The sequence below is a fragment of the Chitinophaga sp. SYP-B3965 genome (assembly GCF_009647655.1).
Classification (GTDB): domain Bacteria; phylum Bacteroidota; class Bacteroidia; order Chitinophagales; family Chitinophagaceae; genus Chitinophaga.
The window spans coordinates 269347-284368 of sequence record NZ_WJFD01000001.1 but is presented as its reverse complement, the minus strand read 5'-3'; the positions used below and the strand labels follow the sequence as shown (position 1 = coordinate 284368).

Here is a 15022-nt window from a genome sequence, read left to right as displayed (position 1 = left end):
TTACCCTCACCAAAAAAAACATTTATATTTTAAAAAGATTTTCGGTTGCACATTTGGAAATTGAAAACGATTTACGTTAACTTTGCACTCCGCAAAACAAACATGGTGGTTGTAGCTCAGTTGGTTAGAGCATCAGATTGTGGTTCTGAGGGTCGGGGGTTCGAGACCCCTCAATCACCCATCCTAATAGAATGGTCTCTATGCAAATAGAGACCATTTTCATTTAACAACAACAGATGATCTATCTTATTCCTTTTCTCGCAGCCTTTACCGGCTGGTTTGTAAACAGGGCCGCACTCTGGCTGATCTTCCATCCTGTTAAACCCGTAAAACTGGGTTTATTCACTTTACAGGGCATCTTCCCGAAGCAGCAACAGCAATTAGCAGAGCAATTAGGTAAACTGGTAGCAGAGCAATTCTTCTCTTTTGAAGATATCCGCAGAAAACTCACCGATCCCGCAAAGATCAGCGCCATAAAACCACAGGTAGAAGAACACCTGGAGCATTTCCTCCGCAAAAAATTACCGGAAGCAATGCCCATGATCGCCATGTTCATCGGGGACAGTACCATCCTCCAGATCAAAACCACCCTGGCCAATGAACTGGACATCCTTTTCCCGAAACTCATTGATCAATACCTTGTTAACGCGCAAAAAGACTTCGATCTCCAAAGCATCGTAGCCACTAAAGTAGCTGGTCTTTCTTCCGAACAGCTGGAGCAGGGCCTGTACCGCCAACTGGGCAGCGGCCTCGCCAAAATAGGCTGGTTCAGCGCTGCTGTAGGCTTTATCGTTGGTCTGCTGCAATTACTGCTGGCGATCCTTTAAGTGTGTTAACTACTGTTAATACCTTTTACCCCTGTTTAACAGCATTTCGTGGTTCATTTACCTCCCTTTATCAATATGTCCGTAAGGTGAGCTGATTTGCATCTATTTTTGCTCCTGCAAAGACGGATATAAAGGTCAGATCAAAAAACAACGTCTAAATCTCGAGTCAAAGAAAAAAAGCAAATGAAAAAATTATACGCAGTGTTCATTGCAATCATTGTAATGCAATTGAACGTGGCTGCACAAGCTCCACAAAATAGCGGAAGACCAGGTGCAGGTGCCGGAGCAGGCACAGGCCAACGTCCAGGCGGCCCGGGCGGCGCAGCAATGCCACAGATAGGTCAGATATATGGTAAATTAGTAGATGCTAAGACAAAACAAGGTGTTGAATACGCAGCCGTAACACTGCTTCGTGCAAAAGATTCTACCGTAGTAACCGGCATGCTCAGTAAAGGCAATGGTGATTTCAACCTGGAAAACCTGCCATTCGGCGCTTTCCTGATGCGGGTCAACTTTATGGGTTATAAAACGGTGTTTAAAAAAGTAACCGTTACACCCCAAACCATGTCTCAGGACATTGGCAACATCAAACTGGAAGCAAATGCAACAGCATTGGATGAAGTGAATATAACCGGCCAGCGCAGCGCTTTCCAGATGAGCATTGATAAAAAGGTATTTAATGTGGATCGTAACCTTACCAGCGCAGGCGGTACTGCTGCAGACGTGCTGAAAAGTGTTCCTTCCGTGAATGTGGATATTGATGGTAATGTGAAAGTGCGGAACTCCTCCCCTAACATTTTTGTGGATGGAAAACCCAGCACACTCACCATTGATCAGATCCCTGCAGACGCTATTGAAAGCGTAGAATTGATTACCAATCCTTCCGCCAAATACGATGCCGAGGGTATGAGCGGCATCATCAACATTGTACTGAAAAAGAACAAGAAGGCCGGCTATAATGGTATGATAATGGCCGGAATTGGCAACAACGACAAATACAACCTCGGTGGTAACATCAATGTACGCCAGGGTAAATGGAATGTGTCTGCCAATTACAACTTCAACGCTAACAGGAACTGGGGTACCGGGGTCACAGACCGTACCAATTTTGCTGTGCCTGGTTCCCTGGATCAGAATTACATTAACCAGAACAGTGACAGCCGTCAGGGTGGCATGTTCAACTTCGGCAGGTTTGGCCTGGATTATTTCCTGGACAACCGCAACACCATCTCTCTGTCTCAAAACATTGTAGGTGGTAGCTTTAAGAATAGAGAAACGCTGGGAAGTGTATACAGTGATGAGAACAAAGACGTCACGATGCGCAACAACCGTTTTACAGATAGTAAGTTCGGTTTCAACAACTACACTACCACATTGGGTTTCAAACACCTTTTTGCGGAACCTAACAAGGAACTCACCGCAGATGTGTCTATGAACCTCAGCAACAATGATCGCAGCGGCGGGTTCGTTACACAGCCTCTGGACCTCAGCGGTAATCCTGTAGGCAACAGTTTTGCACAATCCAACATCAGCGATGGTAAAACAAACTTCTATTCCTTCCAGGCGGACTATGTAGATCCTGTTGGCAAAACCGGCAAGTTCGAAACCGGTATCAAAGGAACCATGCGTTACTACAGCAGCGTGTACGATGTATACAATGGTAATAACGGCAGCAGTGTAAGGATAGACAGTCTTTCCAACGATTATAAATACGACGAGCAGATCTATGCAGCTTACGCGAACTACTCAAACGCGATTAAGAATTTTGGCTACCAGGTAGGTTTGCGGGTAGAGCAATATGTTTATTCCGGTGAAATACCCAGCAAAAACATGAAGTACGAACCTACTAAACCAGTGCCCGGCTTCTTCCCCAGCGTGTACTTATCCTACAAACTGCAAAAGGAACAGGAAGTGCAGCTGAACTACTCACGCCGTGTGAACCGTCCTAACTTCTTCCAGCTGATCCCCTTCCGCGATTTCAGTGATCCGCTGAATCACCGCGAAGGTAATCCTGATCTGAAGCCGGAGTACACGAACAGCCTTGAGTTCTCTTATATGAAAACATGGAAGAAACACAACTTCCTGGGTTCATTATACTACCGCAACACCAACAACCTGATCAGCACCATCAACGAACCCATCACACCGGGCAATGATACTTTGCTGACCACGTTTGTGAATGCCAACAAGAACTTCTCTTATGGCGCAGAGCTCACCATGAAAAATGAGATCGTTACGGGCTGGTCTATCACCACCAACGTGAACCTCTATCAAACAGAGCTGCAGGTGAAAAATGCGAAAGAAGATTATACCAACCGTGGCTTTAGTTGGTTAGCGAAGATCAACTCTGAAACTAAATTACCGGCTAACTTCACCTTCCAGGTAACTGCTAACTACCAGGCACCAACCATCACTGTTCCTACAGGTGGTGCAGGCGGCGGTCGTGGTGGCGGAGGAGGCGGTGGTGGCGGTTTCATGATGATCCCCACTTCCGCACAAGGTACCATCAAAGGATTGAGTGCAGTGGATATTGCCGTAAGGAAAGATTTCCTGAAGAATAAAGCAGCCAGCCTTACCCTCAGCCTGAGCGATGTATTCAATACCCGCCAGTTCCAGATGGACCAGGTATCTCCTTACTTCTCCCAGGACTTTACCCGCAAACGCGAATCACGCATATTAAAGCTGAACTTCAGCTACCGCTTTGGGAAGTTTGACGCTACGCTGTTCAAACGCAAGAACAATAAGTCCAGCGCAGATGGTATGCAGATGGATACCGGTGGCGGATTCTAAGATAATCATATACAGGCTGGCTAAATTTAGCCAGCCTTTTTTTATCAAAAAACACATGCTTCCTGCCAAATAGGATACAAAAATCAGTCTACATTTGAAAAAATGTAAGGTATGAACATAGGATTGTTTGGTATAGGGCTGGAAGAATACTGGAGCCAGTTTGATGGATTGCAAGACCGCTTGACGAATAACCTGCTGTATATCCAGCAAAGACTGGAAAAAACCCATCCGCACGTATTAAACCTTGGCCTCGTAGACAATACAGATAAAGCCTTTGAAGCCGGTGCCAAACTGCGCACAGGAGATGTAGACCTTATCTTCATCTATGTATCCACCTACGCGCTCTCTTCCACTGTAATGACAGTGCTGAGAAACCACCGCGCACCGGTTGTATTATTAAATCTCTCTCCCGGTAATGCTATCAATTATGATGCATTCAATAAAATGAACGACACTACGCAGATGACGGGTGAATGGCTCGCCTATTGCTCTGCCTGCCCTGTTCCTGAACTCGCCAATGTGTTTAAAAGAACAGGTGTGCGTTTTCACCAGATCACCGGTGTGCTGCAGGAAGATGCATGCTGGGAAGAGATCGGAGATTGGGTGGCAGCGGCAAAAGTAGCGCGCACCATGAACTACAACCGCCTTGGCTGCATGGGCCATTATTACAGCGGCATGATGGATATCTACAGCGATCTCACCCTGCAATACAAATACTTCGGCGGGCATATGGAATTGCTCGAAGTAGATGAACTCTCTGCCCTCCGCAGGGAAGTGAGCAACAAACAAGCAGAAGAAAGAGTACACGAATTCTTCCAGGAGTTTGACATGCAACTTAATTGTGATCCGGAAGAGATCAAAAAAGCCGCCATTACGAGCGTGGCATTGGACGCACTCACAGCAAAGTACAAATTAGGCTCCATGGCCTATTACTATAAAGGCACCGGCATAACTGAAAATAAAGAAACCATTGCCACCATCATCGTGGGCAATTCTCTCTTAACCTCCAAAGGTATTCCCGTAGCAGGTGAATACGAGATCAAGAATGCACAGGCCATGAAGATCATGGACAGCTTTGGCTGCGGTGGTTCTTTCTCTGAATACTATGCAGTGGATTATACAGATGACGTGGTGCTCCTGGGGCATGATGGCCCGGCGCATATTAAGATCGCGCAAGGAAAGATCAAAGTGAAACCACTGGGAGTATATCATGGTAAAGTAGGCAGCGGGCTTTCCGTTGAAATGTCTGTTAAACAAGGACCAGTCACCTTACTCTCCATCGTGGAAAATGATCGTAATGAATTATTCTTCCTGGTGGCAGAAGCCGAATCTGTTGCAGGCCCTATCCTGGAAATAGGCAATACGAACAGCCGCTATCGTTTCTCCTGCGGCGCAAAGGAATTTATCAACAGATGGAATAGTCACGGCCCTGCGCATCACTGTGCGATTGGAACAGGCCATATGTATCATAAACTGGAAAAACTCGCGAAGCTCCTGAACATGAACATTGTTAAGGTTTGCTAACCTGGTTTTTCTGTTCCCGCCAGGCGGAAGGAGACAATCCATTCTTCTTCTTGAAGAGTTTTGAAAAATAGAACACAGACTCAAAACCAGTCTGATACGCTATTTCATTCACAGAAAGATGGGTAGCATCCAGTAAGGTCATCGCTTTTTTCAGGCGGAGGTTCAGGTAATACTGGTTGGGAGATTCACCCGTTACCTGTTTGAATACTTTCCTGAATTTAGAATAACTGACAGGCAGTTCTTTGATAATATCTTCAATGTTGTTGGATTCTTCAATGGCTTCGCGCATCAGGAACTTAGCCCTTACCACCAGGTTCTCATCCTGTCCTTTATGCTGCACTTCGTAATAAGTACGGGTATGGATCCGCGCAAAGATCTCCATCAGCATGGCCGAAAGTATCTGCGGATAACCGGGCTGCGCCTGGTCTACCGCCATGAATAATTTCTGGAACAGGATCAGTACTTCTTCATCAATGCCCAGGTCTATCACCGGTTTATCTTCCTGGAAAAAACCTTTCCGCATCAGCTGCTCCGGGTAATACCCTTTGAAGCCGATCCAGTACTCCGTCCACCCGGAAGTTTCCAGTGGTTTGTAACGGTGCCAGGTACCGGGATACAGCAGGAAACAGGTGCCGCCGTCTATATTCCGCAAAGGCACCTGCGAAGATTCAAATACACCGTTGCCGGCGGTGATATATACCAGTTGAAATTCTTTCAGCACACGGCCGCTCTTCCAGGTAAGCGAATAACTGGACGGATGTTCCTTGTTAGCCGGATAGGTTTTGGCATCAGCCGGTTCTATCCGGGTAAAGCCCGTAGTGGTGAGATATAATCCCCATCGTTCTTCCGCAGACGTGATCGTGAAATATTTCGAAAAGTTCTTCATGTGTACACGTGGATGATTAATGTCAAAAAGTACAAAAAATCTGGTAGTTTATATAAAAGAGATTGGTGTGTTAAGTATAGCTTTAAACATTATCTTGTTCTCTATGAAAAAGATACATCTTATATGCTGCCTCCTGTTCTTATCAGGGCTGGTTTCAGCACAGGTAAACAGAGAAGAATATCTCAAAGGTATTAAATCAGAACTGGTAAAAGAATGGCCGAAGAACAGAACTATCAACCTGGTATTCCATGGCCACTCCGTTCCTTCCGGTTATTTTAAAACGCCACAGGTGAACACCCTGGATGCCTATCCCCAGCAGGTGTTAAAAGCATTAAAGGACATTTATCCCCATGCTGTGATAAATGTGATCGTAACAGCTATTGGCGGAGAGAACAGTATAAACGGAGAAAAACGTTTTGAGAAAGACGTGCTCATCCATCAGCCGGATGTACTCTTCATCGATTATGCGCTGAACGACCGGGGCCCGGGGCTGGAAGCAGCTAAAACAGCCTGGGAGAAAATGATCCGCGCTGCACTGGCCAAAAACATCAAAGTGATCCTGCTCTCTCCTTCCGCAGATCTCTCTGAAAATATTCTGGATCCCAATGTGCCCTTAGCAAAATTCACAAAGCAGATCAAAGAAATGGCAGATGCTTTCAAAGTGGGATTTGTGGATAGCTACGGCCAATTCAAGGCAGTGCAGCCTGTTAAAGATTACATGTCGCAAGGCAACCATCCTAATAAAGAAGGCCATACGCTGATCGCCAATGAGATCGTCCGATGGTTTAAATAACGCTTTTTAAAAATACCCGATTATGCGAAAGCTCGCGTCTACGTTCTACTGCCTCTGTATGTTGATGATCATGCAGGGAAAAGCACAAACATTTACACAACTGCAAAAGCAATTCACTGCACCTGGCAGGGACTATGGCAGCGCTCCGTTATGGGTATGGAACACGAAAGTAACAAAGCAGGAGATAGACCTGATGCTGCAGGACTTTAAAGACAAAGCATTCGGTGGTGTGATGGTACATCCCCGCCCGGGACTGATCACTTCTTACCTCTCCAATGAATGGTTCGAACTTTTCCGATATACTGTAGAAAAAGGCAAAGCCCTTGGGCTAAACGTCTGGATCTATGACGAAAACTCCTACCCCTCCGGTTTCGCAGGCGGGCACGTACCAGACCAGATGCCCGAATCCTACAACCAGGGGCAGATGCTGCAGATCACCAAAACAGATACTTTCCCCACTGATACGAAGTACCTGTTTGTTTGCGTGCAGGAAGTGAACGGCGCACTTAAAGATGTAACGGCACAGATGCAGGAACTGAAAGGCAAAGTGGGAAAGTTCTACCTGTTCCATAAAAGATACTACAGCAAATCCGGCTGGTATGGCGGCTTTACTTATGTAGACCTCATGGTGAAAGGCGTAACAGAAAAGTTCCTGGAAGTGACCATGAAAGGATATGAAAAAGTAGCCGGTAATGAATTCGGCAAAACCGTGAAAGGACTTTTCTCAGACGAGCCCGGCATACAGGCAGAATATCCCAACACCATCCGCTGGACACCGGACCTGTTCAGCACCTTTCAGCAGAAATGGGGATATGCTTTACAACCTAACCTCCCCTCTTTATTTGAAGAAGTAGGCGACTGGAAAAAAGTACGGCACAATTTCTACCAAACGCTGCTGGACCTTTTCATTGAACGCTGGTCCAAACCCATGCACGATTACATGGAGCAACACAACATGCCATGGACAGGCCACTACTGGGAACATGGCTGGCCTAATCCGGAACATGGTCCTGATAACATGGCCATGTATGCATGGCATCAGCAGCCCGGTATTGACATGCTGTTCAACCAGTTCAATGAAACCAGCCCCGGTGCACAGTTTGGAAATGTGCGCTCCGTAAAGGAATTAGCGAGTGTGGCCAACCAGTTGAATAAGAAAAGGACCCTGAGCGAAACCTACGGCGGTGGCGGATGGGACCTCACCTACAAAGACCTCAAACGCCTGGGCGACTGGGAATATGTGCTGGGTGTGAACTTCCTCAATCAACACCTTTCCTTCATGACCATTTCCGGTGCAAGAAAAGGCGATTATCCGCAGTCCTTCTCCTACCATAATCCCTGGTGGAAACATTATGCAACGCTGAATAATTATTACACACGTTTATCTTTTGCCTTATCACAAGGGCAGCAACAGAATGAGATACTCGTGATAGAGCCTACTACTACTGCCTGGTCATTTGCCATACATGGCAAGAACCATCCTCACCTCGGAGAGATAGGCCAGGCTTTCCAAACCTTTGTAACCACGCTTGAAAAAGCACAAGTGGAATACGACCTGGGATCAGAGTATATCATCAAAAATCACGGGAAGGTAGAGAACGGGAAATTTGTAGTAGGCCACAGGGCTTACAGCACTGTAGTGATCCCTCCCGGTATGGAAAATATAGACGGGACTACTTTTAAATTATTGAAAGCTTACGCAGATAAAGGCGGTAAAGTATTGTTATACGACAAACTGCAAACACTGGATGGTGCAGCGAATACTGCATTAGCGCCATTTCAGTCACATGTTTTGGGAGCGCTCGATACAAAGATCTTCCCTACATATATTAGCTCCTCGGGTGGTAACCTCTTCCATCACCGCAGAACTTTCGCAGATGGCCAGTTAATATTCCTCGTTAACGCCAGCATGGAAAGTGCTGCTGTTGGGCAATTGAAGTTAACAGGAAAAGATGTGTTGCTGATGGACGCATTCACCGGCAAAGTGTACGACTATCCTACCAGCGATTTCAACATTCCTGCAGCAGGCAGCATGCTCTTATTCATTGCAGATAAACAACAGACTGGTTTCCCTGCATATCGTATTCCCGGAACGGCGACCGCAGTTACCACCAGCACAGCGAAAGTGATACGCCCACAAGCCAATACACTCATGATCGATTTCGCAGATGTAGCTTTTGGAGATACACTGCTGAAAGAAAATCATGTGACCAACGCAACGGATATACTCTTCAAAAAATACAACTATACCAGCGGCAATCCATGGAATCATGAAGTGCAGTTTAAAGACAGGCTGGTAGTAAAAGATACTTTCTCTGCTAACACAGGTTATACCGCTACTTATCGTTTTACGATAGCAGAAAATGTAGCCTTTGATAAATTCACGGCCGTTATAGAACATCCGGCACTCTGGACCAAGATCCTCATAAATGGTAAAGCCGTACAACCTGTAAAAGGGAAATGGTGGCTGGACAGGTCATTCGGTGTATTGAATATCGGCACATTGCTAAAAGCAGGAGAAAACGCACTCACATTAGCGATCAGCCCCATGAGCATTTACGCAGAGATAGAACCGGTTTATATCCTCGGAGATTTCAACCTGGCTTCAGCAGAAAAAGGATTTAAGATCGTACCACCGCAGCCTTTGCAATTGGGCAGCTGGAAAGAACAAGGGCTTCCTCTATACGGTGAAAGCATCAGTTATAAAAAGGAATTGTCCGTATCTGCTATTGGCGGGCAATATGAAGTAGCGCTGGGCAATTGGAAAGGCACCGTGGCAGAAGTAAAAGTGAATGGTATAAAAGCAGGTATTATATTTAGTGATCCCAATTCCCTGGACATCACGAAGTATGTAAAGAAAGGTGCAAACCAGGTAGAGGTGATCGTTACCGGCAGCTTCAAAAACCTGCTGGGCCCGCATCACAACAAACCTCAACCGGGGATAGCAAGCCCCTGGCATTGGCGAAACATCAAAGCATATCCTTCCGGCAAGGATTACGATATTTTAGATTATGGCCTGATAGAAGATTTCAGGATCATGCAATACAAATAGTATGGTTAAATATTTACTGGCAGTCCTGGGTTTATTCCAGGCCTGCCATTTATTTGGGCAAGCCACGAATCTGCAATGTGAATACCGCAAGGATCCCTTAGGCATCAACACCCCTGCCCCCCGTTTATCCTGGGAACTTTCTGCAGCAAGCCAGCAAGCTTACCAGGTGATCGTTTCAGACGATCCCGCTGTAGCAGAAGGGAACATCTGGAATTCAGGTAAAGTACAGAGCGCAGCATCCATACAGATCGCCTTCAAGGGTAAAAAATTAGACCCCGCAAAAACATACTACTGGAAAGTAAAGACCTGGGATGCAAAAGGAAAAGAAACCGGCTGGAGTAATACCGCCTTCTGGCAAATGGGACTTTTGCAGCAGGCAGACTGGCAGCAGGCACGCTGGATAGGCTATGATAAAATGCCTGATACTTCTCTCATTATACCCGCAGCACATGGCAGCGGGAAAAAAGAATGGGGTCCCGGAAAAAGTATATTGCCCTTACTCCGCAAAGAGTTTTCTATTTCCAAACCTCTCAAACGGGCTACCATGTTCATCTCCGGGCTGGGGCACTTTGACATGAGCCTGAACGGAGAAAAAGTAGGTGATCATTTCCTGGATCCGGGTTGGACGCAATACAGCAAACAGGCATTATACATCACCTTCGATCTCACCCCAAAGATCAAACAGGGAAAGAACGCGTTGGGCGTAATGCTGGGCAATGGTTTTTATCATATACCAAGAGAAAGATATCGTAAACTCACAGGCTCTTACGGTTATCCGAAAATGATCTGCAGGATGCTGTTGCAATTTGAAGATGGCACTACACAAAATATTGTAAGTGATACGGATTGGAAAACAGCACCAGGCCCTATCACTTATTCCAGCATCTATGGTGGTGAAAGTTATGATGCAAGATTGGAGCAACCCGGATGGAACAAGCCGGGATTCAATGATCAGGGCTGGAAAGCAGCGGTACCGGTAAGCGGCTCGCCACAACTGACCGGGCAAATAATGGACCCGCTGAAAGTAACAGACATTCTGCCCACCAAAAAGATCACCCATCCTGCAGCGAATGTTTGGATCTATGATGTAGCACAAAATGCATCCGGCATTCCACGCATTAAAGTAAAAGGAAAAAGTGGGGACGTGATAAAGATCATCCCCGGCGAGTTACTGGACGACAGTGGAAAGGTGACCCAGCAGGCTTCCGGCGGCCCCATGTATTATACTTATATCATCAAAGGAACAGAAGCAGAAACATGGCAACCGCAATTCACCTATTACGGATATCGTTACCTGCAAATAGAAGGTGCTGTTCCTGCCAATGAAAACAATCCTTCACAGCTGCCGGTGATGCTGGCAGTGGATGGTTTGCATACGCACCATGCAGCAGCGTCTGCCGGAGACTTCAGCTGTTCCAGCGAACTGTTCAATAATATTTATCACCTGATAGACTGGGCTATCCGCAGTAACCTTGCCAGCGTACTCACAGATTGTCCGCACCGCGAAAAACTGGGCTGGCTGGAAGAAGTACACCTGATGGGAAATTCCATCCGGTATAATTACCAGGTGCCTGCATTGTTAGATAAGATCACCAATGATATGCGCGACGCGCAAACAGCTGATGCCCTCGTGCCGGACATTGCACCGGAATACGTGGAATTCGGTGGTGGGTTTCGTAATTCCGCAGAATGGGGCAGCGCTTCTGTATTGGTACCATGGGATATGTATCGCTGGTATGGGGACAAACGCGTATTGGAAGAGAGCTACAGCATGATGGCGCGTTACATTGAATTCCTCGGTAAAAATGCAGAAAAAGATTCCCTGAAACGCGGGCTGGGCGATTGGTTTGACATAGGACCAAAAGGTGTGGGCGAATCACAGAACACCCCTATTGCACTCACCGCATTTGCCACATATTATCACGATGTGCAGGTAATGATAGCCACCGCGAAAGTATTAGGCAAACAACAGGATGTGCTGAAATACGAACAGCTCAGCGCCAGTATTAAAAAATATTTCAATGATGTATACCTGGATAAAGCCACCGGCCAATATGCTACCGGCAGCCAAACATCCAACACGATGGCACTTTATATGGACCTCGTACCATCTGCACAAAAAGAAAAAGTATTACAGCATATCATAGATGATATCGTAAAAAGAGATAACAGTTTAACTACCGGTGAAATAGGATTCGGTTACCTGCTGCGTTTATTAAATAATGCCGGCAGATCAGACCTTATCTATACAATGAACAACCGCAAAGATGTGCCGGGTTATGGATTTCAATTAGCCAATGGCGCCACTGCACTCACGGAATCATGGCAGGCCTACCGTTTTGTTTCCAACAATCACCTGATGCTGGGGCACCTCATGGAATGGTTTTATAGTGGCCTCGCAGGCATAGGTCAGGAACCCGGAAGCATTGCATTTAAAAAAATTCTTATCCGCCCTCAACCTGTAGGTGATATCACCTTCGCGAAAGCAAGTTATCATTCACCTTATGGCCTTATAAAAAGCGAATGGCATAAAAATGACAGCACTTTCAACCTGCAGGTACAGATCCCGCCCAATACAACTGCTACCATCCATTTGCCCGCTATAGGAAAAGGGAAAGTAGTGGCAGACAATACTTTACGGTTCATAAAGAAGGAAAACAACATACTTATCTACGAAACAGGCCCCGGAAAAAATAATATATCCGTGCGGTAACATTAACAAAAAAACTTACATATATAAATTTGTTACAGATGAATGATTTTATTCATATAAAGTCATTCATCTATTTGTATGTAGATCAATAAAATATAATAGCTATTATATAAAATATCTCCAAAACCAATGTCATCCCTTTGACAGCTAAGTTACCTAACTGAAACAGGGGGAAATCAGAGCATAATATTTCGTTGTTAACGTCCGTTCTCTTGCCATGTCGATCCGATTTTTTTTTGTTATTTGCATCTAATCGATTTCATAGATCATATCCGAATGTATTAGAAGCATTAACCTATATCTTTATTTTTTGACGCATAACTATTGAAAAACCATGAGAAGAATTAACTTACCGAGTATGTTGCTTTTAGCACTTACACTTACACTGACGTTCACCAATTGCAGCAAGACAAGTTCTATCGAAGAGGTTAGAGATGAAACAGGCGTACCTGAAGAACCAGCACCACCAGTAGACCCCAATGCGAAACAGTATACACTGGTGCCGGACAAAGACGGAAGATTGGTAATAGATAATAAGAGTGGTCAATATCAGCCCGGAGACATCCTCAATTTAAAAGGAACTTTCTACGCAGTTATCTTTTACAACCTGAGCGGAAGCGCAGCCAAACCTATCGTTGTGCGCAATGAGCCAGGCACTGTGGTGAAAATAGGCAATACCGTATGGGACGGAGGATCCTGGTCCACCGCCCTTAGCTTCGTGAACTCCCGTTATGTAAAAGTAGGCGGCACATCAGCCTCAGACTTTATCATCAACGGTTCTACGAAACCTAATCGTAATGCCTACTTTGATCTTTCCTTAAGTGAACATTCAGACAACTTTGAAATTGGCTTCCTCACCATCACAAATGGCGGTACCGGTATATGGGCGAAAACAGATCCTGTAAGAGGAGATGCCAGCACCTATTATCCGAATAGCTACATGGAGAACCTCTCCATTCATGATGTATCTATTTCCGGCACTAACAATGAAGCCATGTATATTGGTCATACCGCCACTTACTGGAACCTGGCCACCAATCAATCCGTTTACGAACTGGCCCCCGGCCAAACAGTGGGTGGAGACCTGGTGCAGCCTATCAAATGGCGCAATGTGAAGATCTATAATAACAAGGTGAAAGATATTGGTGCGGATGGTATACAAACAGCCGCCATCGATAGACTGGAAGTATATAATAACGATGTGACCAACTGGGGCCTGCAACACAATCCATCCCACAGCGGCGGATTGCTGATCGGCGGAAGAGTGACCAACTCTAATGTGCACGACAACCAGGTGCATGATGGATGGGGCGATCTCTGCCAGTTCTTTGGATCAGGAGAAAATAGTGCTACACATATTTTCACCAATAATCTTTTCCGGGATAACACGGCGAATGATGGTGTGACCTTCCGCGGAACAGATGATGCCGTGATCAACTTCTCCAATAACACCGTAGCACGTGCTTTTGGTGTGGCCTTGCGCATCAACGGCCTCTTAGGTCAGAAAGGAAAACAGCTCGTTAGTTCCAATGCATTTATACAACCCCGCACCGGTGGTGGTGTGATAGATGACCGTGCTTACATTTATACAGAAAATGGAGGGCAGGTAACAGAAAGTTCAAATACTAAATTTGCTACTACTACAGCAGCAGGTGTAGATAATAATTTTCAGCCATTACCGAATTCAGGTTTATTGAATTCAGGGTACAGGGTAAAGAACTTCTAAAATAAAAAAGGGCTGTCTTCAACGACAGCCCTTTTTTATGTTTATCCTTTTTTACCGGTGAGCATGGGAACAAAAGAGAAGTCATCAAACACATCTTCCTGGTATTCATCCGCTCCTGTTTTAGTGATGCGCAGCATCCTTTGTACGTCCTGCGCGCCCACGGGGATCACCATCTTACCACCGGTCTTTAATTGTTTTAATAGTTTCTCCGGAATGGCCGGCGCTGCCGCCGTTACCAATATCTTATCGAAAGGAGCATAAGTGGGTAAGCCTTCATATCCATCTCCATAAAAGAATTTGATAGTAGGATACTTTGATTTGTAAGGGAATGTTTTCACAAGATCAAACAGTTTTTTCTGTCTTTCAATAGTGTACAGGTTCACTTTCAACTCTCCCAGTACACATGCCTGGTAAGCGCTGCCGGTGCCAATTTCCAGCACCTTCTCAAATGGTTTTACATCTAACAACTGGGTTTGATACGCCACGGTATAAGGCTGTGAAATGGTTTGCCCCTCTCCGATCGGGAAAGCCCTGTCTTCATAGGCAATTCCTTCAAAAGCCGTATCCAGGAAGTAATGCCGTGGAATGTTGTTAATGGCTGCCAATACGTTTTCGTCCGTAATACCTTTCTGCCTGATGCTGTCTACCAATTGTTTGCGTAATCCTTTTTGCTTATAATTATCTTCGTACCGCCTCATGGCCGCAAAAATA

At 45.6% G+C, this 15022-nt stretch carries 9 protein-coding genes and 1 tRNA gene; 8 read left to right on the top strand and 2 right to left on the bottom strand.

The features are described from left to right. Positions 1-105: 105 nt before the first annotated feature. The 4 genes from GFS24_RS01125 to GFS24_RS01110 all read left to right on the top strand — a co-directional run bounded on the left by GFS24_RS01125 (position 106) and on the right by GFS24_RS01110 (position 5141). A tRNA-His gene (locus GFS24_RS01125) sits at positions 106-179 on the top strand. Positions 180-236: 57 nt separating this feature from the next. Next, complete coding sequence (locus GFS24_RS01120; RefSeq protein WP_153657732.1) at positions 237-827, top strand: DUF445 domain-containing protein; 591 nt, start codon at positions 237-239, stop codon at positions 825-827. A gap of 183 nt (positions 828-1010) precedes the next feature. Then, positions 1011-3617, top strand: a complete 2607-nt coding sequence (locus GFS24_RS01115; RefSeq protein ID WP_153657731.1) for a TonB-dependent receptor domain-containing protein — start codon at positions 1011-1013, stop codon at positions 3615-3617. Positions 3618-3728: 111 nt separating this feature from the next. After that, positions 3729-5141, top strand: coding sequence for an arabinose isomerase (locus tag GFS24_RS01110; protein WP_153657730.1), 1413 nt, complete (start codon positions 3729-3731; stop codon positions 5139-5141). On the opposite strand, the gene GFS24_RS01105 is transcribed toward GFS24_RS01110, so the two are convergent. Next, positions 5128-6027: an AraC family transcriptional regulator gene (locus tag GFS24_RS01105; protein ID WP_153657729.1), complete on the bottom strand. Its 900-nt coding sequence runs from the start codon at positions 6025-6027 to the stop codon at positions 5128-5130. The two genes, GFS24_RS01110 and GFS24_RS01105, sit on opposite strands and share 14 nt — an antisense overlap. Before the next feature lie 103 nt (positions 6028-6130). Here GFS24_RS01105 and GFS24_RS01100 point away from each other — a divergent pair, with 103 nt between their 5' ends. The 4 genes from GFS24_RS01100 (at position 6131) to GFS24_RS01085 (ending at position 14311) form a co-directional block, all read left to right on the top strand. Further along, complete coding sequence (locus GFS24_RS01100) at positions 6131-6820, top strand: GDSL-type esterase/lipase family protein (RefSeq protein ID WP_153657728.1); 690 nt, start codon at positions 6131-6133, stop codon at positions 6818-6820. Between the two features lie 22 nt (positions 6821-6842). Further along, positions 6843-9872 (top strand): glycosyl hydrolase, encoded by a 3030-nt coding sequence (locus tag GFS24_RS01095; protein ID WP_153657727.1) that lies wholly within the window; start codon positions 6843-6845, stop codon positions 9870-9872. A 1-nt stretch (position 9873) separates the two neighbouring features. After that, positions 9874-12585: a family 78 glycoside hydrolase catalytic domain gene (locus GFS24_RS01090; RefSeq protein ID WP_153657726.1), complete on the top strand. Its 2712-nt coding sequence runs from the start codon at positions 9874-9876 to the stop codon at positions 12583-12585. A 358-nt stretch (positions 12586-12943) separates the two neighbouring features. Further along, the gene (locus GFS24_RS01085; RefSeq protein ID WP_253906373.1) at positions 12944-14311 is read left to right on the top strand and encodes a right-handed parallel beta-helix repeat-containing protein; all 1368 of its coding nucleotides are present in this window, start codon (positions 12944-12946) and stop codon (positions 14309-14311) included. A 41-nt stretch (positions 14312-14352) separates the two neighbouring features. On the opposite strand, the gene GFS24_RS01080 is transcribed toward GFS24_RS01085, so the two are convergent. Then, on the bottom strand, positions 14353-15009 hold the full coding sequence (locus tag GFS24_RS01080; RefSeq protein WP_153657724.1) for a protein-L-isoaspartate(D-aspartate) O-methyltransferase: 657 nt from the start codon (positions 15007-15009) through the stop codon (positions 14353-14355). Between the last annotated feature and the right edge of the window lie 13 nt (positions 15010-15022).

Excerpts from the sequence above, each read along its gene's own strand:
- GFS24_RS01090 (WP_153657726.1), top strand. The coding sequence starts at position 9,874 with ATGGTTAAATATTTACTGGCAGTCCTGGGTTTATTCCAGGCCTGCCAT.
- GFS24_RS01095 (WP_153657727.1), top strand. The coding sequence starts at position 6,843 with ATGCGAAAGCTCGCGTCTACGTTCTACTGCCTCTGTATGTTGATGATC.
- GFS24_RS01120 (WP_153657732.1), top strand. The coding sequence starts at position 237 with ATGATCTATCTTATTCCTTTTCTCGCAGCCTTTACCGGCTGGTTTGTA.
- GFS24_RS01115 (WP_153657731.1), top strand. The coding sequence starts at position 1,011 with ATGAAAAAATTATACGCAGTGTTCATTGCAATCATTGTAATGCAATTG.
- GFS24_RS01110 (WP_153657730.1), top strand. The coding sequence starts at position 3,729 with ATGAACATAGGATTGTTTGGTATAGGGCTGGAAGAATACTGGAGCCAG.
- GFS24_RS01085 (WP_253906373.1), top strand. The coding sequence starts at position 12,944 with ATGTTGCTTTTAGCACTTACACTTACACTGACGTTCACCAATTGCAGC.
- GFS24_RS01100 (WP_153657728.1), top strand. The coding sequence starts at position 6,131 with ATGAAAAAGATACATCTTATATGCTGCCTCCTGTTCTTATCAGGGCTG.
- GFS24_RS01080 (WP_153657724.1), bottom strand. The coding sequence starts at position 15,009 with ATGAGGCGGTACGAAGATAATTATAAGCAAAAAGGATTACGCAAACAA.
- GFS24_RS01105 (WP_153657729.1), bottom strand. The coding sequence starts at position 6,027 with ATGAAGAACTTTTCGAAATATTTCACGATCACGTCTGCGGAAGAACGA.